17 protein-coding genes are annotated in these 22805 nt (G+C 61.4%); 12 read left to right on the forward strand and 5 right to left on the reverse strand.

All coding sequences use genetic code 11. The annotated features are described in order from the left end of the window. Window positions 1–22: 22 nt before the first annotated feature. The 5 genes from F7R06_RS06855 to tpx all read right to left on the reverse strand — a co-directional run bounded on the left by F7R06_RS06855 (window position 23) and on the right by tpx (window position 9700). The gene (locus F7R06_RS06855) at window positions 23–1504 is read right to left on the reverse strand and encodes an efflux transporter outer membrane subunit (RefSeq protein ID WP_090321050.1); all 1482 of its coding nucleotides are present in this window, start codon (window positions 1502–1504) and stop codon (window positions 23–25) included. Beyond that, window positions 1501–4608: an efflux RND transporter permease subunit gene (locus tag F7R06_RS06860; protein WP_090321047.1), complete on the reverse strand. Its 3108-nt coding sequence runs from the start codon at window positions 4606–4608 to the stop codon at window positions 1501–1503. The genes F7R06_RS06855 and F7R06_RS06860 overlap by 4 nt, the downstream gene beginning before the upstream one ends. Next, window positions 4605–7709: an MdtB/MuxB family multidrug efflux RND transporter permease subunit gene (locus F7R06_RS06865; protein WP_090321044.1), complete on the reverse strand. Its 3105-nt coding sequence runs from the start codon at window positions 7707–7709 to the stop codon at window positions 4605–4607. The genes F7R06_RS06860 and F7R06_RS06865 overlap by 4 nt, the downstream gene beginning before the upstream one ends. Beyond that, entirely contained in the window at window positions 7706–9019 is a 1314-nt protein-coding gene (locus F7R06_RS06870) for an MdtA/MuxA family multidrug efflux RND transporter periplasmic adaptor subunit (RefSeq protein WP_090321041.1), read from the reverse strand. The genes F7R06_RS06865 and F7R06_RS06870 overlap by 4 nt, the downstream gene beginning before the upstream one ends. A 180-nt stretch (window positions 9020–9199) precedes the next feature. Further along, window positions 9200–9700 carry a thiol peroxidase gene (gene tpx / locus F7R06_RS06875; RefSeq protein WP_090321038.1) on the reverse strand — a complete coding sequence of 167 codons (501 nt, stop codon included), beginning with the start codon at window positions 9698–9700 and terminating at the stop codon, window positions 9200–9202. 326 nt (window positions 9701–10026) lie between these two features. Here tpx and F7R06_RS06880 point away from each other — a divergent pair, with 326 nt between their 5' ends. The 12 genes from F7R06_RS06880 (at window position 10027) to F7R06_RS06935 (ending at window position 22745) form a co-directional block, all read left to right on the forward strand. After that, window positions 10027–10449, forward strand: a complete 423-nt coding sequence (locus F7R06_RS06880) for a YciI family protein (RefSeq protein ID WP_090321034.1) — start codon at window positions 10027–10029, stop codon at window positions 10447–10449. A 471-nt stretch (window positions 10450–10920) separates the two neighbouring features. Continuing rightward, window positions 10921–11268: a hypothetical protein gene (locus tag F7R06_RS06885; RefSeq protein WP_090321031.1), complete on the forward strand. Its 348-nt coding sequence runs from the start codon at window positions 10921–10923 to the stop codon at window positions 11266–11268. 19 nt (window positions 11269–11287) lie between these two features. Next, complete coding sequence (locus tag F7R06_RS06890) at window positions 11288–12739, forward strand: DUF1254 domain-containing protein (RefSeq protein ID WP_090321028.1); 1452 nt, start codon at window positions 11288–11290, stop codon at window positions 12737–12739. 27 nt (window positions 12740–12766) lie between these two features. Continuing rightward, window positions 12767–14173: a DUF1254 domain-containing protein gene (locus tag F7R06_RS06895; RefSeq protein WP_090321025.1), complete on the forward strand. Its 1407-nt coding sequence runs from the start codon at window positions 12767–12769 to the stop codon at window positions 14171–14173. Between the two features lie 12 nt (window positions 14174–14185). Continuing rightward, the gene (locus tag F7R06_RS06900) at window positions 14186–15133 is read left to right on the forward strand and encodes a SphA family protein (RefSeq protein ID WP_090321018.1); all 948 of its coding nucleotides are present in this window, start codon (window positions 14186–14188) and stop codon (window positions 15131–15133) included. 96 nt (window positions 15134–15229) lie between these two features. Next, window positions 15230–16210 (forward strand): AAA family ATPase, encoded by a 981-nt coding sequence (locus F7R06_RS06905; RefSeq protein WP_090321016.1) that lies wholly within the window; start codon window positions 15230–15232, stop codon window positions 16208–16210. Beyond that, entirely contained in the window at window positions 16207–17142 is a 936-nt protein-coding gene (locus F7R06_RS06910; RefSeq protein ID WP_090321013.1) for a DUF58 domain-containing protein, read from the forward strand. The genes F7R06_RS06905 and F7R06_RS06910 overlap by 4 nt, the downstream gene beginning before the upstream one ends. Then, window positions 17139–17720 (forward strand): DUF4381 domain-containing protein, encoded by a 582-nt coding sequence (locus tag F7R06_RS06915; protein ID WP_090321009.1) that lies wholly within the window; start codon window positions 17139–17141, stop codon window positions 17718–17720. Before F7R06_RS06910 ends, F7R06_RS06915 begins: the two co-directional genes overlap by 4 nt. Further along, on the forward strand, window positions 17707–18699 hold the full coding sequence (locus tag F7R06_RS06920; RefSeq protein WP_090321006.1) for a vWA domain-containing protein: 993 nt from the start codon (window positions 17707–17709) through the stop codon (window positions 18697–18699). Before F7R06_RS06915 ends, F7R06_RS06920 begins: the two co-directional genes overlap by 14 nt. Before the next feature lies 1 nt (window position 18700). After that, entirely contained in the window at window positions 18701–20281 is a 1581-nt protein-coding gene (locus F7R06_RS06925; protein ID WP_090321003.1) for a VWA domain-containing protein, read from the forward strand. Continuing rightward, window positions 20278–21720, forward strand: coding sequence for a BatD family protein (locus F7R06_RS06930; RefSeq protein ID WP_090321001.1), 1443 nt, complete (start codon window positions 20278–20280; stop codon window positions 21718–21720). The genes F7R06_RS06925 and F7R06_RS06930 overlap by 4 nt, the downstream gene beginning before the upstream one ends. Beyond that, window positions 21717–22745: an HAD family hydrolase gene (locus tag F7R06_RS06935; RefSeq protein ID WP_090320998.1), complete on the forward strand. Its 1029-nt coding sequence runs from the start codon at window positions 21717–21719 to the stop codon at window positions 22743–22745. Before F7R06_RS06930 ends, F7R06_RS06935 begins: the two co-directional genes overlap by 4 nt. Window positions 22746–22805: the final 60 nt, after the last annotated feature.

Genomic DNA, 22805 nt, shown 5'->3' on the forward strand with positions numbered 1-22805 from the left:
GCAGGTGCTGGAAAGCCAGCGCCTACAAATTGCCGCTGACCTGCAGTTGGCCATCCCACCCGCCACCCAATGCCGCAATCAACTGCACGCTGGCAATCAAGCGACTTTGCAGCAGGCTCAGGTTGCTGCGTTCATTGTTCAGGGCAGCGGCCTGGGTCACTACCACATCGATGTAGGCGATCAGACCGGCCTTGTACTGGTTCTGGGTCAAGCGCAAAGACTCACGGGCCGCATCCAGTGCCTGCTGGCGTACGACCGCTTCGTCTTGCAGCACCTTGAGCTGAACCAGGTAATTTTCCACTTCACGGAAACCATCGAGCACGGTCTGGCGGTATTTGGCCACGGTTTCATCGTAGGCCGCTTCGCTGCGGTCCACTTCCGCCGAACGTTGACCACCGTCGAACAAGGTCATGGCCAGTTGCGGCCCGACCGACCAGAAGCGGTTAGGCAAGCTGATCCAGTTGGCATACGTGCTGCTGCTGTAACCGCCATTCAGGCTCAGCGTCAGGTCCGGGTAATAGGCAGCCTTGGCTACACCGATGTTAGCGTTGGCGGCCATGACCGAACGTTCGGCGGAGGCAATGTCCGGGCGCCGTTCCAGCAGTTGCGAAGGCAGGCTCAGTGGCACTTGCGGCAATGCCGGGATGCTGTTGATTTCCGCCAGGTTGAACTCGGCGGGCGGCAAACCGATGAGTACGGCGATGGCGTTTTCGAACTGGGCGCGCTGCCAGATCAAATCGACCATATCCGCCTCGGTGCTCTTGAGTTGAGTCTGCGCCTGGGCCACCGCATCCTTGCCGGAGACCCCGGCGCGGTATTGGTTTTCGGTCATTTTCAACGAACGCTGATAGGCCTCGACCGTCGCCTCCAGCAGGCGTTTCTGCTCATCGATCACGCGCAATTGCAGGTAGTTCTGCACCAGTTCCGACTGCTGGCTCAGGCGCATCGCCGCCAGGTCGGCAAAACTGGCCTCGGCATTGGCGGTGTCGGCTTCCAGGCCGCGACGCAGTTTGCCCCAGACATCGGCCTCCCAACTCACGCCGGCCTGGGCCGTATAGGTGTCACGAATGCCGCTGGAAGAACTGGTCAGGCTGGAATTGCTGCTGCCGGTGCCCTGGCTGGAGCGGTTCTTGCCGACGGTCAGGTCCACCGTCGGGAAAAACGCGCCTCGGGCGCTGCGCACAAGGGCCTGGGCCTGGCGATACTGGGCTTCGGACTGCGCCACGGTCTGGTTGGACGCATTGAGTTTCTCGACCAGACCATTGAGTTGCTGATCACCATACAACTCCCACCACGCGCCGCGGGCCAGGGAATCGCTCGGATTGGCCTGACGCCAGCCGGCCGCTTCCTTGTACTGCGCCGGCGTGGCGGTTTGCGGGCGCTGGTAATCGGGGCCGACGGCACAGGCACTGAGCATCACCACGCACAGCGACAGGCTCAACAAACGCGAGCCTCGAGCCGCGATCATCGGTGCAGCCAGGTTGTAAAGCGAACGGTCAGTCATAGCGGAGTTTCCAGAGCAGCATCGGTACGCACCCCACGCCAATGGTTGAAACGATGGCGCAGCTTGTCGAGATAGAGGTAAACCACCGGGGTTGTGTAAAGGGTCAACACTTGGCTGAAGATCAGCCCGCCGATAATGGTCAGGCCCAGTGGCTGGCGCATTTCCGCCCCTTCTGCACGGCTGAGCAACAATGGCAAGGCGCCGAGAATCGCCGCCAGGGTGGTCATAAGAATCGGCCGCAAACGTTGCAAACAGGCGTTGCGGATCGACTCCAGCGGCGCCATGCCTTGCTGGCGTTCGAGTTGCAGGGCCAGGTCGATCATCAGGATGGCGTTTTTCTTGACCACGCCGATCAGCAGGAACAGGCCCAGCAACGAGATCAGGCTGAACTCCCCGCCCAAGGCATAGATGGACAGCAAGGCGCCGACACCGGCCGAGGGCAAGGTCGACAGAATGGTCAGCGGGTGGATGTAGCTTTCATACAGCACACCCAATACCAGGTACACCGCCACCAGCGCGCCAAGGATCATGAACGGCTGACTCTTCTGGGTGGCGGCAAAGGCATCGGCGGTGCCGGCCATTTTCACGATCACGTCTTCCGGCATGCCCAGCCTGGCAATCGCCCGCTCGATAGCCGCCGTGCCCTGCTCCACCGTGACCCCTTCGGCCATGTCGAAGGAAATGCTTTCGGAAGCGAACTGGCCTTCGTGGCTGACCCGGTCATCTTCCAGGCTGTTTTCATAGTGAGCGATGGTCGACAGCGGAATCCGCTCACCCGCAGCGGTAATCACCTGAACCTGCTTGAGGGTGATCGGGTCCTGGGCGTATTTCGGGTTGACCTCCATCACCACCTGGTACTGGTTGAGGCTGTCGTAGATGGTGGAAATCTGCCGCTGACTGTAGGCGTTGTTCAGCACCGCCGTGACCATGTCCATGTCGACCCCGAGGCGCTTGGCCTGGTCGCGGTCGACAATCAAGGTCACCTGTTGGGCACCACGGCCTTCACGGGCGTCAATCGCGGTCAGCTCCGGCAAAGCCCTCAGCGCGGTGACGACTTTCGGGTACCACTCGCGCAACTCGCCAAGATCAGCGCTTTGCAAAATGTAGGAATACTGCGATGTGGTCTGTTCACGGCCACCACCGAATTGCAGGTCCTGGTCGGCCATCAGCATCAGTTGCGCCCCGGCGACCTTGGGCATTTCCTTGCGTAGACGTTCGATGACCTTCTGCGCCGAGATATTGCGTTCCTTGATCGGTTTCAACCGCACCAGCATGAAGGTGTTATTGGTGCCGTTGGTGCCACCGATGAAACCGGCGACGCTTTCCACGGCTTCGTCCTTGAGCACGGCGCGGCGGAAGGTCTCCATTTTCGGCTGCATCACGCTGAACGACAGGCCGTCGTCGCCGCGCACAAAACCGATCAACTGGCCGGTGTCCTGTTGCGGCATAAAGGTTTTCGGCACGACCACGTACAGGGCAACGTTGACGCCAACGGTCACCAGCAGACTCAACAAGGTCAGCCGCCGATGGCGCAACACCCAGTCGAGGCTCGTCGCGTATTTAGCGACCAGCCATTCGTTGGCCTGGCGGCTCCAGCGTTGCAAGCGGTTTTCCTGGCCCGGCACATGGGGCTTGAGCCAACGCGCGCAAAGCATCGGCGTGAGTGTCAGCGAGACCACCAGCGACACCACGATCGACGCCGCCAGGGTGATCGAAAACTCACGAAACAGACTTTCAATGATCCCGCCCATGAACAGGATCGACAGGAACACCGCCACCAGTGACACGTTCATTGACAGCAGCGTGAAGCCGACTTCCCGGGCGCCGAGGTAGGCCGCCTTCATTGGCCGTACACCTTCGTCGATGTGCCGGGAAATGTTCTCCAGCACGACGATGGCATCGTCCACCACCAGCCCGGTGGCCAGAATCAGCGCCATCAGCGACAGGTTGTTCAGCGAGAAGCCATAGAGGTACATCACCGCAAAGGTGCCGACCAGCGACACCGGCACCGCCAGGGTCGGAATCAGCGACGCACGGAAGTTACCGAGAAACAGGAACACCACCAGAATCACCAGGGCCACGGCGATCAGCAGGGTCATCTCCGCTTCGTGCAGCGTGGCCTTGATCACCGGCGAGCGGTCCATGGCCAGGTTCAGTTTGACGCTGGCCGGCAGCACCGCCTGCAACGCCGGCAGCTGCGCCTTGATCTCGTTGACCGTCTCAATGATGTTGGCGCCGGCTTGCCGGTTGATGACCAGCAATACCGCCGAATCGTTGTTGAAGAATCCGCTGTTGTAACGGTCCTCGACGCCGTCGCTGACCTTGGCCACATCCTTAAGGCGCAGGGCTGCACCGTCGGCGTAGTGAATGATCAGCGACTCATAGTCCTTGGCTTTTTCCAGTTGGTCGTTGGCCTGGACTTGCCACAAGCGCTGGCTGTCCTCCACCGAGCCCTTGGGCCGGCGCACGTTGGCATTGGCGATGGTGTTGCGCACATCGTCCAGCGCCACGCCGTACTGATTGAGCGCCTGGGGTTCGAGCTCGATGCGCACCGCCGGCAGCGAACTGCCACCGATCTGTACCTCACCGACACCCTGCACCTGGGACAGGCTCTGGGACAGGATGGTCGACGCCAGGTCGTAGAGCTGGCCTTTTTCAAGTACGTCCGAGGTCAGCGACAGCACCATGATCGGCGCCTGGGACGGGTTGACCTTCTTGTACGTTGGCATGCTGCGCATGCCGCTGGGCAACAGGTTACGCGAGGCGTTGATCGCCGCCTGCACTTCCCGCGCCGCGCCGTTGATGTCGCGGTCGAGGTCGAATTGCAGGATCACCCGGGTCGAGCCCTGGCTGGAGCGGCTGCTCATGGTATTGACCCCGGCGATGGCGCCGAAGGAACGCTCCAGCGGCGTGGCCACGGTGGACGCCATGACCTCCGGGCTTGCGCCTGGCAGGCTGGCCTGCACCACGATCACCGGAAAGTCCATTTGGGGCAGCGGCGACACCGGCAACAGGCCGAAACTGACACCGCCCAGCAACATGATCGCCAGGCTCAGCAACATGGTCGCGACCGGGCGCCTGATGAAAGGACCGGAGAGGTTCATGGCTGCTCTACCGCTTCCACCGGCTCAGGCTTGCGACCCCAGCGCCGACCGAGGCGATCGAAGTAGAGATAGATAACCGGCGTAGTGAACAGCGTCAGCACCTGACTGACCAACAAGCCGCCGACCATCACCAGACCCAGCGGTTGACGCAATTCCGCCCCGGAACCGGTGGCCAACATCAGGGGCACCGCGCCAAACAGGGCCGCCAGGGTGGTCATCAGGATTGGCCGGAAACGCAGCAAGGCCGCCTGGTAGATGGCCGTTTCAGGGGCCATGCCCTGATTGCGCTCGGCGTCGAGGGCGAAGTCGATCATCATGATGGCGTTCTTCTTCACGATCCCGATCAACAGGATGATGCCGATGATCGCGATCATGCCCAGGTCATTGCCGCTGAGGATCAACGCCAGCAACGCACCGACTGCCGCCGAGGGCAGGGTCGAGAGAATGGTGATCGGGTGAATGTAGCTTTCGTACAGCACGCCCAACACGATGTACATGGTCACCACCGCCGCCAGGATCAGCAGCAGGGTACTCGACAGCGACGCCTGGAAAGCCTCGGCCGCGCCCTGGAACTGGGTCTGCACGCCAATCGGCATGCCGATGTCCTTCTGTACCTGTTCGATGATCTGCACCGCATGCCCCAGCGCCACGCCGGGCGCGAGGTTGAACGACATCATCACCGCCGGGAACTGGCCGATATGGGTGATCGCCAGTTGCGCCTGGCGCTCTTCGATGTGCGCCAGGCTGGACAGACGCACCTGACCGCCATCGGTGGTCTTGACGTGGATCTGCTCCAGCGCCTGCGGGCCGATCTTCTCCCCGGACTGTGATTGCAGCACCACGCGGTATTGGCTGGCCTGGGTGTAAATGGTGGAAATCTGCCGCTGGCCGAAGGCGTCATACAGCGCATCGGTGATGTTCGACACCGACACCCCGACCCGCGACGCGGCATCCCGGTCGATCACCAGATAGACCTGCAACCCCTTGTCCTGCAGGTCGCTGGCGACGTCGGTCAGTTCCGGCCGTTGCGCCAGGGCCTCGACCAGCCGCCCGCTCCACAGGCTGAGCAATTCGGAGTCCGGCGACGACATGCTGAACTGATATTGCGTACGGCTGACACGGTCCTCGATGGTCAAATCCTGCACCGGCTGCATGAACAGGCGAATGCCGACCAGTTTGTCCAGCTCCGGTTGCAACCGGGCAATCACTGCCGTAGCACTCAGGTCGCGCTCGCTGTGGGATTTGAGATTGATCAGCAACCGACCGCTGTTGAGCGTGGAGTTGTCGCCATCGACACCGATGTAGGACGACAGGCTTTCAACCGCCGGATCGGCCAGGATCACCTTGGCGAGTTCCTGCTGGCGTTCGCTCATCGCGGCGAAGGAAATCGACTGCGGCGCCTCGGAAATGCCCTGGATCACCCCGGTGTCCTGTACCGGGAAGAAGCCCTTGGGCACGGCGATGTACAGCAATACCGTCAGCGCCAGGGTGCCGATGGCCACCAACAGGGTCAGCGGTTGGTGCTTGAGCACCCACTGCAATTTGCGCCCGTAGGCCGTGATCATCCAATCGATGAACGCGCCACTGGCCCGATAGAAACGGCCTTGTTCTTCTTCCTTGGGTTCTCGCTTGAGCAGCCGCGCGCACATCATCGGCGTCAGGGTCAGGGACACCACCAGGGAGATCAGGATCGCCACCGACAGGGTGATGGCGAATTCGCGGAACAACCGCCCCACCACGTCCGCCATGAACAGCAGCGGGATCAACACCGCGATCAGCGACAGGGTCAGGGAAATCAGGGTGAAGCCGATCTGCTTGGCGCCCTTGAGTGCCGCATTCAAAGGGCTGTCGCCCTCTTCGATGAATCGGGCAATGTTTTCCAGCATGACGATCGCGTCGTCCACCACGAAACCGGTGGCGATGGTCAGGGCCATCAAGGTGAGGTTGTTGACCGAGAAGCCCGCGAGGTACATCACGCCAAAGGTGCCGATCAGCGACAGCGGCACGGCCACCGACGGAATGATCGTGGCGCTTGCCCGACGCAGAAACAGGAACGTCACCATCACCACCAGCGCGATGGCGATCAGCAACTCGTGCTGCACGTCCTTGACCGAGGCGCGGATGGTCTGGGTGCGGTCAGTCAGCACCGTCACGTCGAGGCCGGCCGGCAGGTTGTCGGTGATGCTCGGCAGCAAGGCCTTGATCCGGTCGACCACCTCGATGACGTTGGCCCCGGGCTGGCGCTGGATATTCAGCAACACCGCCTGGTTTTCGTTGGCCCACGCCGCCAGACGCTCGTTCTCGGCGCCGTCGACGATTTCGGCCACGTCCTTGAGACGCAACGGTGCGCCGTTGGCGTATGCCAGGATCAGGTTGGCGTAGTCCTTGGGCGACGTCAGTTGATCGTTTGCATCGAGCATCGAGACCCGCGTCGGGCCATCGAAGTTGCCCTTGGGCTGGTTGACGTTGGAGGCGCCAATCAGCGTGCGCACGTCCGACAGGTTCAGGCCGTTGGCCGCCAGGGCCTCGGGATTGACCTTGATCCGCACCGCCTGACGCTGACCACCGGCGATGCTGACCATGCCAACGCCGCTGATCTGGGCGATTTTCTGTGCCATGCGGGTGTCGACCAGGTCGTTGAGCTTGGGCAGCAGCATGGTCTTGGACGTGATGGCCAGGGTCAGCACCGGCGTATCGGCCGGGTTGACCTTGTTGTACACCGGCGGCGCCGGCAGGTCCTTGGGCAGCAGGTTGGTCGCGGCGTTGATCGCGGCTTGCACCTGCTGCTCGGCGACGTCCATGTTGATGTCGAGGCTGAAACGCAGGGTCAGCACCGAGGCGCCACCGGAGCTGGTGGACGCCATTTGCGTCAGGCCGGGCATCTGCCCGAACTGCCGTTCGAGCGGAGCGGTGACGGCGCTGGTCATGACGTCCGGGCTGGCGCCGGGGTAAAGGGTCATGACGCGGATGGTCGGGTAATCGACCTGAGGCAACGCCGAGACCGGCAACAGCCGATAAGCGATCACGCCGGCCAGAACGATGGCCAGCATGCTCAGGGTGGTCGCTACCGGGCGAAGGATGAACAGCCGCGAGAGATTCATGCGCCGCCCTTTTTCGCCTTGTCGGTGGTCTGTTCAGTCGTACTGGCCGCCGATTTGCCTTGCAGGTGGCCAGCCGGACTGGCCGGCACGTCCTCGGGGGTGTTGACCACTTCCACGTCGCTGCCGTCCTTGAGACGGTCGGTGCCCTCCAGCACCACGCGATCACCCGCGGAAAGGCCTTCGGTGACCACGGTGTTTTCACCGTCGCTGGCGCCGATTTTCAACTGGCGAATCTTGACCTTCTTGTCGCCGTCCAGGGCATAGACGAACGTGCCGTTTGTACCGAACTGGATGGCCGCAGAAGGTGCGAGCACCACGTCTTTGAGGGTGTCGGCCAACAGGCGCACATTGACGAACTGGTTGGGGAACAGCGACTGATCGCGGTTTTCGTAGCGCGCCTTGAATTTCAGGGTCCCGGTGGTGACGTTGATCTGGTTGTCCAGACTCTGCAACACGCCGGTGGCCTGCAGCTTGGTATCACCACGATCCCAGGCTTCGGCCGGCAGCCTCGCGCCACTGCGATAGCGGGCCAGCACGACGTCAAGGCTGCTTTCCGGCAGGGTGAAGGCTACGCTGATCGGTTGGATCTGGGTGATGACTGCCAGTGCCGTCGTATCGTTGGCCGCGACCAGGTTGCCGATGTCCAGTTGCCGCAAACCGATGCGTCCGGCGATCGGTGCACGGATCCGGGTGAATTCGAGATTGAGCTTGGCGTCGTTGACCGCCGCCTGATTGGTCTTGACCGTGCCTTGGAACTGTCCCACCAGTGCTTCGGCGGTGTCCAGGGTTTGCTTGGCGATGCTGTCTTCACGGTACAGGCCGCGATAACGCTCGACGTCCACCTGGGCGTTTTTCAGCTGTGCCTGGTTCTGCAGCAAGGTGCCTTCGGCCTGAAGCAAGGCGTTCTGGTACGGACGTGGATCAATCTCGGCCAGCAGATCGCCAGCTTTGACCATCTGCCCTTCTTCGAAGTAGATCTTGACCAGTTCACCGCCGACGCGGCTGCGCACGTTGATGGTATTCAGCGCCGTGACGGTGCCCAAAGCCTTGTAGTACAGCGGGAAGTCACCCTTGACCGCCGGCGCCACTCGCACCGGAACCGGCCCTGTCGCACCGCCGAAGCCGGGACGCATCGCGCCCGACCTGCCCGTGTGTCCGGCAACGGCTTTTTGCCCCGCAGCGTCTTTCGGCACCGCGCTGCCAGGCCAGAACTTCCAGCACAGACCAGCGATGACCAAGAGTACGAGCAGGCCAAACAGCCAGCGACGGGGACTACGGGGGGTGGAGGATTGCATTGAGTGATCAACCATTAGGCGCGTGGGCTTCTTTTTTACATGAGGCTGAACGATAAGCACTGGCGGGTATTAAGCAAAGCGCCTTTACCGGCAATTTACCTTCGGCTTACGTAACAGAAGACTTATCTAAGACACTGAAGCACAAATGAAAACGGCCTGGGGAGGGCCAGGCCGTTAAACTTTGTAAAGGTATGCTTATTTCAGTACAGCAAGTGCCGCTTCGTAGTTCGGTTCTTCAGCGATTTCCTTGACCAGTTCGCTGTGCAGCACGTTGTCGTTCTCGTCCAGTACCACCACGGCGCGGGCGGTCAGGCCTTTGAGCGGGCCGTCAGCGATGGCCACGCCGTAGTTCTGGATGAATTCGGCACCGCGCAGGGTCGACAGGTTCTGGACGTTTTCCAGACCTTCCGCGCCGCAGAAACGGGCCTGGGCGAACGGCAGGTCAGCGGAGATGCACAGCACCACGGTGTTGGCCACGTCGTTGGCCTGGGCGTTGAACTTGCGCACGGAGGTGGCGCAGGTCGGGGTGTCGACGCTTGGGAAGATGTTCAGCACTTTGCGCTTGCCGGCGAAGTCTTTCAGGGTGACGTCGGACAGATTGCCGGCAACCAGGGAAAAGGCTGGCGCCTTGGAACCGGCTTGAGGCAGTTGGCCGTTGACTTGAACCGGGTTGCCTTTAAGAGTGACTTGAGCCATGAACGGAGTCCTTCTGAACGTTTGTGGTAGAGAATTTTGAAGAGGTCGAAGTTAACCACGAAATTGTCCGACGACCTACTCTGGATACAAATTGTGACCAGTCGTCGAGCAATCTGAAACCCGGTGTTTGCACAATCACCACAAGACCCTGTGGAAGCCGGGCTTGTCCGACCCATTAGGCAATCGCCCTCCCCAGCCGCCTCCCGGCGCTCATCACGAAAGCCCCGCATCGACCTCGTTGGTGAATTTTTTTGCAACAGTGTCGATTAGGCCCTCCGCCGTACGACTATAAATTGAAGCACTCTAATCCAGCGGAGATTAAAACCATGCGATTCATGATCATCATCAAAGCCAGCCAGGACTCCGAAGCCGGTGTCATGCCCAGCAACGAACTGCTGACCGCCATGGGCAACTACAACGAAGAACTGGCCAAGGCCGGCATCCTCGTCGCGGGCGAAGGCCTGCACCCCAGCAGCAAAGGCGCCCGCGTGCGCTTCTCGGGCGACAAGCGCACGGTGATCGACGGCCCGTTCGCCGAAACCAAGGAACTGATTGCCGGCTACTGGCTGTGGCAGGTGAAGTCCAGGGAGGAAGCCATCGAGTGGGTCAAGCGCTGCCCCAACCCGATGCCGGGTACCGAGGCCGAGATCGAAATCCGCCAGGTGTTCGAGATGGAGGATTTTGGCGAAGAATTCACGCCGGAACTGCGCGAGCAGGAACAGCGGGCGTTTGGGCAGAAGAAGTGCTGAGCAACGAGTCAGGACAGTGGCGGGCTCGCCCCCCGACATCGACAACCGGACCCTGCTCGAATACACCTGTGAATTGCTGGCTTCGGGTGCGCGGACGCCCCGCAATCGTCGATCCGTTTTCTCGATAAATCGCGTCTACCCCGTTGAGGGGTCGCTCCACTGCCCAACAGGGGAAAGTCCCTCGCCATGGATCCTTGAAACCCGCCTTTTGTGTTCTCACAGACGGCGGGTTCCCTCGTTTCAATACGCGCGCTCACGTCCAACCCACTGAATCGCATTAACTTTCTAGTACACGAAAAAGGTGAGATTTTGCACACAAAACCAAAGAATTAATCCCTTCGACTGGCTAAACGGTGGTGAGCTGCTAGCGTCAACAAGACGTGTCCTACAGGCTGGATAGCAAAGAGACTACGTCGTAACGGCCGCCAAGTGCCGAGTTGTCTATATGAGCCACCAAGGAACCGGGGAATCATGGCGAATAAAAAGGGGATGCACGTCTGTCTTTTGGCGACTTTGCCTGTGCCTGGCTTTTACGCCCAGGTGGACAACACCGAGACTGCCGACACCATCAACAACCTGCAGTACCTTGCGCCCGCTCCCCACCTGCTGGACCAATGCGCCCTGAAGCTGCATACAGCCACCCACTTCCCGGCCAACGCCCGATTCGATCTACATCGCAGTGACTTTCGCTCAAACGCCAACTGGGTGTTCGACATTCAAAATCACCCTCACGCCCCCTCGGTTTGGGGGGCGGCAAAACCTGCAAACCCCGGCCTAATACCATTAATGCCTTCTTCGAACCGCATGGACCGTGAATAACGGTCAGCAAGGAGCTTTTATGCACGGTGCCATTCGCGTAGCCGGTTTCAGCCTGATGACGATGTTCGTCAGTTGTGGTGTCGGTGCTCAGGACCTCGACACCCGAATCGGCAAAATTGCCATGGAGGGCGAGCTGCCAGCCCACGAATCCATTGCCAAACTGTATGCCGAACTGGATTTCCAGCAGGCCACCCAAAGTTACCTCTGGGCCTTGCCGCTGGTGTCTTACGCCCAATGGCAGGCAGAATTCCGCGACAAACTGGGTGCCCGCAGCGGCGACCTGATGGTGCTCAACAGCTACGAAGACAAGCTCGGTGTGATCACCGCCAACGCCACCACACCGTACATCCTCGGTTTCGTCGATCTCAATGAAACCGGCCCGCTGGTCATCGAATTGCCGCCCGGCCCGACCGCAGGGGGCGTCGGTGATTTCTGGCAGCGCGCAATCATCGACATGGGCCAGACCGGCCCCGACAAGGGCCAGGGCGGCAAATACCTGGTGCTGCCACCAGGCGTCGAACCGCCGGCCGATGCCGGCAAGTATTACCTGGCCAAATCGGAAACCATGAACGTGCTGGTAGGTTTTCGCGTGCTCGATCCGGACCCGGCCAAAGGCACGGCACTGGTCGAACAGTTCAAGATGTATCCCTACGCCAAACGCGCCGATCCGGCAAAGACCAAACTGCTCTCTCCTGGTGGCAAAGCCTGGTCCGGCACCCAGCCACGCGGCCTGGCGTATTGGCAGCGCCTGCACCAGATCATCCAGAAAGAACCGGTCAACGAACGTGACCGCTTCTACATGGCCATGCTCGCCAGCCTTGGCATCGAGAAAGACAAACCGTTCAACCCGACCGAAGCCCAACACAAGGCCCTGGAGCAAGGAGCCCTGGTGGGTGAACTGATCGCCAAGGCCAACACGTTCGCCAAACGTTTCCCCGGCGCACAGTACTGGCCGGACCGGCGATGGGACACCGTGCTGAACATCGCCGAGCCGTCGCAGCGCGTGGCCTATTACGACCAGTTGTGGGAACGCAGTGCCTGGTTTTACGAAGCGGTCACCAACACCAAAGGCATGGTTTCCAAAACCCCGGGCCTGGGCCAGACCTACCTCGGCGCTTACACCGACGACAAGGGCAACTGGCTCGACGGCGGCAAGCACTATCGCCTCCACGTCGGCGCCAACCCGCCAGCCAAGCAGTTCTGGTCGTTGACCGTGTACGACACCGACAGCCGTTGCCTGATTGATAACCCACAACGCAAAGCCGACCTGTCGTCACGCCAGGACCTGAAAAAGAACACCGATGGCTCAGTGGACCTGTACTTCGGCCCGACCGCGCCAAAAGGCTTCGAGAACAACTGGGTGCAAACCCTGCCGGGCAAACACTGGTTCAGCTACTTCCGCCTGTATGCCCCGACTGAAGCCTATTTCAACAAGACCTGGAAACTCGACGACATCACAGCCGTGAAATGACGGGCAGGATTTCAACAAGGACCCACCATGAATAAGCGCAATTTACTGTTGAGCGGTCTGGCCCTGGCCCTGAGCACCAGCGCCTCGGCCAACTTCACCGCCACCCCGGAAGAAGCCCGGAGCATTGCCAAGGAAGCCTATCTATATGGTTTCCCCGTAGTGGAGATGTACAAGACGCTGTACACCCAGGCCGTGGACAAGAAGAGCCCGAACTTCAAGGCACCGTTCAACCAGATCGGCAACACCGCCAAGGCGTTTACCGCCAGGGACACCGCGTTCGTCACGCCAAATGCCGACACGCCCTATTCCTTCGTCTGGATGGATCTGCGCGCCGAGCCCCTGGTGCTGACCTTGCCGCCCATCGAAGAGCACCGTTACTACTCGGTGCAATTGATCGACGCCTACACGCAGAACTTCGCCTACCTGGGAACCCGCAGCACCGGCAACAATGGCGGCCACTACATGATCGCCGGGCCCAACTGGCAGGGTCAGCAACCGCTGAACATCGACCGCCTGCTGCGTAGCGAAAGCAACATCGCCTACGCGCTGTATCGCACCCAGTTGTTCGATGACAAGGACCTGGCCAAGGTCAAGCAGATCCAGAAGGGTTACAAGGTCGAAACCCTGAGCCACTACGACAAGCAAAAGGCGCCACCGGCTGCGCCGAAGATCGACTGGCCGAAACCCACACCGACCATGAGCGACACCCCGGACATCTTCCGTTACCTGAACTTCATGCTGTCCTTCGCACCCTCCCAGGACGTGGAAAAGGACCTGCTGGGGCGATTCGCGAAAATCGGCATCGAAGCCGGCAAGCCGTTCAACGTCAACACCCTCAGCCCGGACCAGCGCAAGGCCCTGGAGGACGGCATCAGCGACGCCAAGGCCGAGTTCGCCGAATTCAAGAAAACCAAAGTCGACACCCACGAAGTCTCCAGCGGTGACGTGTTCGGCACCCGCGACCACCTCAAGGGCAATTACCTGTACCGCTACGCCGGCGCCAACATGGGGATTTTCGGCAACTCCGCCGAAGAAGCGGATTACATCGGCTATTTCGTCGACAAGGACGGGCAACCGGTCGATGCCTCGAAACACGATTACACCCTGCACTTCGACAAAGACGCCCTGCCCCCGGCCGACGCGTTCTGGTCGCTGACGATGTACGACGGCCAGAACAAACTCCTGGTGGCCAACCCGCTCAATCGCTACCTGATCAACTCGCGCATGCTGCCTGACCTCAAACGCGATACCGACGGTGGCCTGACCCTCTATGTACAGCACCAGGCGCCGGCCAAAGACCTGCAAAGCAACTGGCTGCCGGCACCGAACGGTCCGTTCTACGGCGTACTGCGCCTCTACCTGCCCAAACCGGAAGTCACCAATGGCCAATGGAATATGCCGTTGCTGACCCCTGTAGACCAAAAAGACAAATAAGCGGAGTCAGTGATGATCAGGCCTTCAGTAGTGCGCCCTTTGTTGGCGCTGTGCATGGTTGGGGGTAGCCCGCTGGTGCTGGCAGCCGAGGGCGGCGTTGGCCGGCCGATCACCGGTCAGCAGGTATTTTCCAATGCGGGGGTTATTCCGCCGGCACCGGGCTGGGTGATGTCCCTGACCAGCATCTGGTACGACGGCGATCTCAAGGGCAACACCCAAGTGCCGATTGTCGGTGCCTTGAGTACCGGGGTGGACATGAAGGTGTCCTACACCATGGCCAACTTCACCCGTATCTGGGACACCGGCAAGGGAAGCTGGAACTATGCCTCGGCCATTGGCGTGCCGGTGCAATACACCGACGTCACCGCGAGCATCAGCGGCCCCCGTGGCCGCACGCTGGGCAATGAAGACACCGGCACCCAGTTCGCCGACATGCTGGTGACACCGATTGCCGCCGGCTACCACTTCGACGAGGTCAACCACCTCTCCTTGTCCCTGCCGATCTACGTGCCGACCGGTGCCTACAACGACAATCGCCTGGCCAACCCCGGACAGAACACCTACACCTTCATGCCCACCGTGGCGTTTACCCACGCGGACGGCAAGGGCGGCGAGTTCACGTTGTCGGGCGGGCTGGAGTTCTATACCGAAAACAATGCCACCGATTATAAAAACGGCGACATCTTCACCCTCGACGCCCTGTGGACCCATGGTTTCGGCAACGGCTGGAACGCCGGTCTGGTTGCCGGTTACATCCAGCAGATCACCGATGACTCCGGCAGTGGCTCTACCACTGGCTTTCGCGGACGTTCGGTGGGGGCCGGCCCTTCCGTGGGCTGGAGCGGCAAGTTCGCCGATGCCCAGGCCAGCGTCAGCGCCCGCTGGGTGCCCGAGTTCGACACCAAGAACCGGCCGGAAGGCAATGGTTTCAACATCAACCTGACCCTCGCGTTTTTCTAGGAGATCGCCAGGGATGATCATCAGCGCCCGCTGGAAATTCCGCCCGTCTTCCACCCCGGTCATTCCGACCTTTATGTTTTGAGCGAGGAGTAACCCATGACCGCACTCAATGACCTCAACGCCCTTCAAGCCAGCATCGCCGAAGCCGTACTGGGCCAGGACCAGGTGATTCGGCAGATCCTCCTGGGCCTGCTGGCCAATGGGCACTTGCTCCTGGAAAGCCTGCCGGGGCTGGCCAAGACTCGCACGGTGAAGGCACTGGCCAAACACCTGGACGCGAAGATGAGCCGCATCCAGTTCACCCCGGACTTGCTGCCGTCGGACATCACCGGCGCCGAGGTGCTGCATCAGGTCGAGGGCAAAAACGAGATCCGCTTCCAGCCGGGCCCGCTGTTCGGCAACCTGATCCTGGCCGACGAAATCAACCGCGCCCCGGCCAAGGTCCAGGCGGCGTTGCTCGAAGCCATGGAAGAGCGGCAAATCACCGTGGCCGGCAACAGTCATGCGCTACCGGAACTGTTCATCGTTGTCGCGACACAGAATCCCATCGAACAGGAAGGCACCTACCCGCTGCCCGAAGCGCAGATGGACCGCTTTCTGATGAAAGTCCTGCTGGATTACCCCAGCGCGACAAACGAGAGCCAGGTGCTGCGCTTGTTGCGCGAGGAGGAACAGGCACTCGGCGCCAAGACTGCTCCAGTGCAGGGCTTCGCCCTGGCCCAGGACGTGATCTTCGCCGCGCGCCGGGAAGTCAGCGCGGTGCACGTCTCCCCGGCCATCGACCGCTACTTGATCGACATCATCAATGCCACCCGCCATCCGGCCGATTACGACGCCGACCTCGGGCGCTGGATCAATATCGGTGCCAGTCCTCGCGGCGGTATCGGCCTGGACCGCTGCGCCCGCGCCGACGCCTGGTTGCAGGGCCAGGACTTCGTCTCACCGGATAACGTGCGCGCCGTGGTGCACCCGGTACTGCGCCATCGCCTGCAACTGAGTTATGACGCGGTGGCCGATGGCGTAACGGCTGATCAGGTGCTCGATCGGTTGCTCGATAAAGTGGCAATTCCCGCATGAACGCCGACGGCCTGGTCTATGTCTCTCTGGCGCAATTGATGGCGCTGGAATTCAAGGCCCGTGACTTGAGTTTTCTTGCGCGTCAGCCCCGGGGCAGCATCCTGGCCGGCAACCATGCGTCGCGCCTGCGGGGCCGTGGCCTGAACTTCGATGAATTGCGCCGTTACCAGCCCGGGGACGATTTGCGTCACCTCGACTGGCGTGCGTCGTTGCGCACCGGCAAACCGGTGGTGCGCACCTTCACCGAAGAGCGGGACCGTCCGGCGTTGATTGTCGTGGATCAGCGCATGTCGATGTTTTTCGGCTCGCAACGCAGCTTCAAATCCGCCGTCGCCGCTGAACTCGGCGCCCTGGCGGCGTGGATGGTGTTCAACGCCGGGGACCGGGTCGGTGGGCTGGTGTTCAACGACCAACGCATCGACCGCATCGCGCCGTTGCGCAGCCGCAAGCGGATCGAAGCGTTGTGCAGCCGTATCGCCCAGCAAAACCAGGCACTGAATGCGGCCAACCCGGATGCCGAAGGCGAAGAGCAACTCGACAAGGTGTTGCAGCAGTGCCTGGCCCTGGCGGGGCACGATCACCTGATCTGCATCGTCAGCGACTTTGCCGGGGCCGGTGAACGAACCTTGCAGCTGATGCGCCAATTGGCCACGCACAACGATGTGATCGCCATGCAGGTCTACGATCCGCTGGCCCTGAACCTGCCGAAAAACGGCCGCTTGCTGATCACCCAAGGTGAGTTGCAGGTAGAGCTGGCGGTGGAGCGCCGTCAGGTGAACCAGCCTTTGGGAGACTTTCTCAGTGGCCGGCTGAAGGACGTTGCAACGCTGTTGCGGCGCAGTCGGGTGCCTTTGATGATGTTCAGCACCGCCACCGAGGCACAGCAACAATTGCGCGCCGAGCTGGGCAAACTGGCGGGAGCGCGGCGATGAATCCGAACGTTCCGAGCATTGACCAACTCCAGGAAATTGCCCTGCCAGCGGCGGTCAGCTACGCACCGCAAACGTGGGGTTGGTGGGCATTGTTGGCGCTATTGACAGTGACGGTGTTGCTGGTCAGCGCGCGGCGTTACTGGCAATGGCGGCGCGATCGTTATCGGCGTGAGGCGCTGCTGCGCCTGGCGCAGTTGCAAAAGCGCAGTGATGACCTGAATGCGTTGCGCGAACTTCCAGAACTTCTAAAACGTACCGCCCTCTCAATGCCCGCCGCACAACCTGTGGGAGCGAGCCTGCTCGTGATGGCGGCTCAACATCCAACGACGAAGGTGGTTGACAGTCCGCTATCACGAGCAGGCTCGCTCCCACAGTCGCCGGCAGCACTTGGAAAAGATGATTGGCAGGCGTTTTTGCAGCGCCACTGCAAGCAGCCGTTGCCCGCCAACTTCAGCCAACAACTGTCGCTACTTGCATATGCCCCCGATGCGGCTTTGCGTGCACTGCCCAATGAGCAACGCCAGCAGCTGTTCGACACCTGCAAAACCTGGGTGGAGCATCATCATGTGGCAGCTTGATTACCCCTGGCTGTTGCTGTTGCTGCCATTGCCATGGTTCGGTTATCGCTACCTGCCTGACTACCGTGAGGCGCGCAGCGCCGTGCGCGTGCCGTTTTTTACCGCCATGAGCCGTGCCGTCGGCCAGGCTCCCAGTCAGGCCGGCACCCGCAGCAACCGCTGGCAATTGCTGTTGAACCTGCTGGTGTGGGCACTGTTGCTGCTGGCGGCGGCCCGGCCGGTGTACGTGGAAAAACCCATCGAGCGTCAGCAACCGGTACGCGACCTGATGCTGGCCATCGACCTTTCACAGTCCATGGAAACCACCGATTTCACCGACGCCAATGGCCAGAAAATCAATCGCCTGGACGCCGTCAAAGCGGTAGTGCATAGCTTCATCGACAAGCGCAAAGAGGATCGTCTCGGCCTGATCGTGTTCGGCAGCGGCGCTTACCCGCAGGCCCCCTTGACCCTCGATCACGCCAGCCTGTCGCTGTTGCTGGACGACACCGGCATTGGCATGGCCGGCCCCAATACAGCGATTGGCGACGCCATCGGCTTGAGCCTGAAACTGCTCGACCAGGCCCGCGAACAAGAAAAAGTGCTGATCCTGCTCACCGACGGCAACGACACCAGCAGCGCCATCACTCCGGATCACGCGGCGGCCATGGCGGCGGCCAAGGGTGTGGTGATTCACACCATCGGCATCGGCGATCCTGACGCCTCCGGTGAAGCCAAGGTCAACCTGCAGGGCTTGCAGCAGATTGCCGCCGCCACCGGAGGCAAGTTCTTCCGCGCCGAAGACCGCGATGCGCTGGATCAGGTCTACAGCACCCTCGATACCCTCACGCCGCATCAAGTGAAGACCCTCAGTCATCAACCCAAACGTGATCTGTTCTGGTGGCCGCTCGGGGCGTCGATCGCCTTGCTCGCGCTCTATCACCTGGGCGCCCTGCTGTGGCCACGCCTGTCCATTGCCCGTCAGCGGCAGGAGGTTTGAGATGGACATCAACCTCAGCGACTTCCATTTCCTGCGTCCACTGTGGTTGTTACTGCTGCCCTTCGCCGCCGTTCTGCCGTGGCTCTGGCGCCGCAGCCGCGACTTGCAGCGGCGATTGCGCAGCAACATTGCCGAGCATTTGCTGCCGCACCTCCTGATTGCCCCGCAGGATCAACAGTGGCTGCGCCCGGTGCATCTGGTTTGCGCGCTGTTGGCGCTCGGCGCGCTGGCCGCCGCCGGACCGACCTGGGAGCAGGATCGCCCTGATTTTTTGCAAAACCGGGCGCCGTTGATCATCGCCCTCGACCTGTCGCCGTCCATGGACGCCAACGATGTGCAACCGACACGCCTGGAAGCGGCCAAACACAAGTTGCATGACCTGATCCAGCGTCGCGCCGGCGCCCGCAACGCGCTGATCGCCTATGCCGGCAGTGCGCACCTGGTGTTGCCGCCCACGGATGACCCGGCCCTGCTCGATACCTTTATCCAGGCACTGGGCACCGATCTGATCGGCAAACCGGGGAAAAATGTCGGAGCAGTCATCGATCAGGCCAAGCGTTTGCTGAGTGCCGAAAAAGCGCCGGGGACGCTCTTGTTGATCACCGACGGTGCCGACACATCGGCGCTGGCGGGTCTAGACAAACAGCTGGACGACAGCGCGCTGCAAGTGCTGATCCTGGCCGTTGGCAACGAGGACGGCGGCATCATCCACACTGCCGACGGCCAGCCGCGCACCGACAGCAACGGTCGCCCGGCGCTGGGTAGCTTCGATCAGGCCGCCCTCAAGCAGCTCGCCTCAACGCTGGATGCACCACTGGGCAGCCTGACCCTCAATAACGACGATCTGGACTGGATCGAACTGCACGCCCAGCAGCATTTCCAGAGTGCCAGCGACGAACAGCGCGAACTGCACTGGAAAGACGCCGGATACTGGCTGTGCTGGCCGTTGCTGTTGATCGCGTTCTTCAGCGTGCGCAAGGGTTGGAGCCTGAACTGGATGGCCGGCTTTTTACTGGCCATGGGTATTGGCTTGCAACCGTCACCCGCACAGGCCAACGCACTGACCGACGCGTTTCTTACCCCGGACCAGCAAGGCCGATGGGCATTCGAGCACGGGCACTTCCCACAAGCCGCAGCACATTTCGTTGACCCGTACTGGAAAGGCATTGCTGCGTACAACGCCGCTGATTTCGACCTGGCCCTGGCCAGTTTCGCCCGCCTGGAAACGCCCCAGGCGTATTTCTACCTGGGCAACATTTACGTGCGCCGCTTCAAATTCGACGAGGCCATCGCCGCCTACACCCAGGCGCTGAAATTGCAGCCGCAGTTCCCTGAAGCCACGGCCAACCTGGCCTTGGCCATGGCCTTGCAGAAAGACACCGAAAGCGCCGAAAAAAACGCCCCCAAAGTCAAACCGGACGCCATCAAGATGGACAAGGCACCCGGCAAGGGCCAGAGCAGAACAGTGCAAACCGATCGGGCAGCCTCGGATGAACAGTGGCTGCAGAACCTCACGACATCGCCAGCGAAATTCTTGAAGCAAAAATTCAGTTTGCAGGATCAGGCAGGAGTGAAGCCATGATCAGTCTGCGAGACCCAGTCACTCCCATCGCCGGCAAGCCTGCTCCCACAGGGATCGTTGCCGTCCCCAAACGACATGAACGGCGCGCAACCTCTGGGAGCGGGCTTGCCCGCGAAGGCTCCTGCCCGGGCAACACAATACTCGGCACCTTGCTCCTGTGCCTGATCAGCACCACCGCTCTCGCCGCCGAACCCGAACTGCGTGTCCAGACCAGCCTGCAACCGGCCGACACCGCCATGGTCGGCAGCCTGGTCGAATTGCACCTCGATATCCTCACCGACACCTGGTTCACCAACGCCCCTACCCTGCCCGAGTTCACGTTGCCCGGCGCGCTGGTGATGCCGCCGGACGGCCACGCCGAGCACCTGAACCAGACGCTCGACGGCCAGTCATTCAACGGCATGCGCTACAGCTACCTGATCACACCGAATGTGGCGCAGGGCTTCGACATTCCCGCCTTGAGCGTGCGCGCCACCCCGGGTCAGGCCAGCGTCGAACTGAGCGCCCAGAGCCAGCCGCTGCACTTCACGGCGGCGCAACCAGCGGGTTTCGCGCCCGGCGAACCGGTGCTGGTCGCCCAGGGACTGCGTTTCACCCAGCAAATCATCAATTCCGCGACTCCGCTGAAGGTCGGCGACAGCGTCACCCGGCAACTGACACTGCAAGCGGACGGCGCCCTGGCCATGTCATTGCCGACGCCTTCGCTAGGGGATGTCACCGGCCTCAGTCGATACGCCAAGAACCCGCAGGTCGCTACCCTGGACGACGGCCGCGGCCACTTCACCGGCGGCCAGCGTATCGACAGCGTGACCTACCGCATCGACACCGAAGGCCCTCACACCTTGCCGGCCATCAAGCTGAAATGGTGGGACGCCAGCAGCCAGCAAACCCGCACCGCACAAGTGCCCGCCGTGAACTTCGACGCCGCCGCCAACAGTGCCTATCGGCCGGTGTTTTCGATCAGCGAAGACCTGAAGCAACTCGGTCAGCCCCATCGCCTGCACCTTTCGGGCTTTGCTTTCAGCCTGTTGGCGTTGCTGTCGAGCGTGGCGCTACTTGCCTGGTTTGCCCGCCCCTTCGTCCATCGCGCGTACCTCAGGGCCAAGGCCCGGCGTCAGGCGCGGCATAGTGCCTGGATGGCCTCTGCCGACTACGCCTGGCGGCAAATCCCGGTGCAGCTTGAAGCCGAACCGCCACAATTGAGCGCCCTGTACCTGTGGACCCGACGTAGCCAAACGGGCTTGAAGCTGACGGGTTTCGGCCCGCGCCTGCAAGCCTTTCTACGCGCCTGCTACGGCCGCGAGCCCACCAAAGATCAGGCGCTGCACCAACTCAAGGAATCCTTGACTACGCTGCATAGTCAGGCCGAACACAACAAAGAATCAGTCGCTCCCGCATTGCGACCACTCAACCCCGGGCACGAGAAGGAATTCCCATGACGAACCCGATAGCGCACCGTCATTTCCACGGGCTGAAGTTGCTCTTGGCCCTGGCTTTGAGCCTGCCCCTAATGGCTCAGGCCGCCGAACCCCTGCCCTCCTGGAACGACGGCCCGGCGAAAAAACACATCATCGAGTTCGTGCAGGCGGTGACCGATCAAGGCAGCAAGGACTTCGTCAACCCCGAGGATCGCATCGCCGTGTTCGATAACGACGGCACCTTGTGGAGCGAGCAACCGATGTACTTCGAGCTGCTGTTTGCCCTGGAAGAGGTCAAGCGCACCGCGCCCCAACACCCGGAGTGGAAAACCACCCAACCGTTCCAGGCGGTGCTGGAAAACGATCACAAAGCGCTGGCGGCCACCGGCCTGGACGGCATGATGAAGATCTTCGGTGCGACCCACACCGGGATGACCACCGAGGCCTTCGACGACTACGCCAAGACCTGGCTGAGCCAGGCGCGCCATCCGAAAACCGGCAAGCCGTACACCGAGATGATCTTCCAGCCAATGCTGGAAATGCTCGACTACCTGCGCAGTGAAGACTTCAAGACCTACATCGTCTCCGGTGGCGACACCGGTTTCATGCGCGCCTTCGCCGAGAAGGTCTACGGCATCCCGCCCGAGCGGGTGATCGGCACCACTTTCGTCACGGCGTTTCAGTACAAGGATGGCCAGGCGTCGATCCTGCGCACGCGAAAACTGGCGCACAACGACGACGGGCCGGGCAAACCGGAAAGCATCGACGCCGTCATTGGCAAGCGGCCGATCCTGGCCTTCGGCAACTCCGACGGCGACCTGCAAATGCTGCAGTGGACCGCTGCCGGGCCGGGCAAACGCTTCATGGGCCTGGTGCATCACACCGACGCCAAACGCGAGTGGGCCTATGACCGCGAGTCGCAGATCGGCCGACTGGACAAGGCCCTGGACGAAGCCAACAAACGTGGCTGGACGGTCGTCGACATGGCGACCGAATGGCGTCGGATCTACCCGTTCGATGCCGCCACACCTGAGCAAGTGCAATAAAAAAAAGCGTAACGCAGGACCGCAATAAACGTTTGTCGCACCGAGCGACGTAAGCAAAAG

The sequence above is a fragment of the Pseudomonas moorei genome (assembly GCF_008801475.1).
Taxonomy (GTDB): domain Bacteria; phylum Pseudomonadota; class Gammaproteobacteria; order Pseudomonadales; family Pseudomonadaceae; genus Aquipseudomonas; species Aquipseudomonas moorei.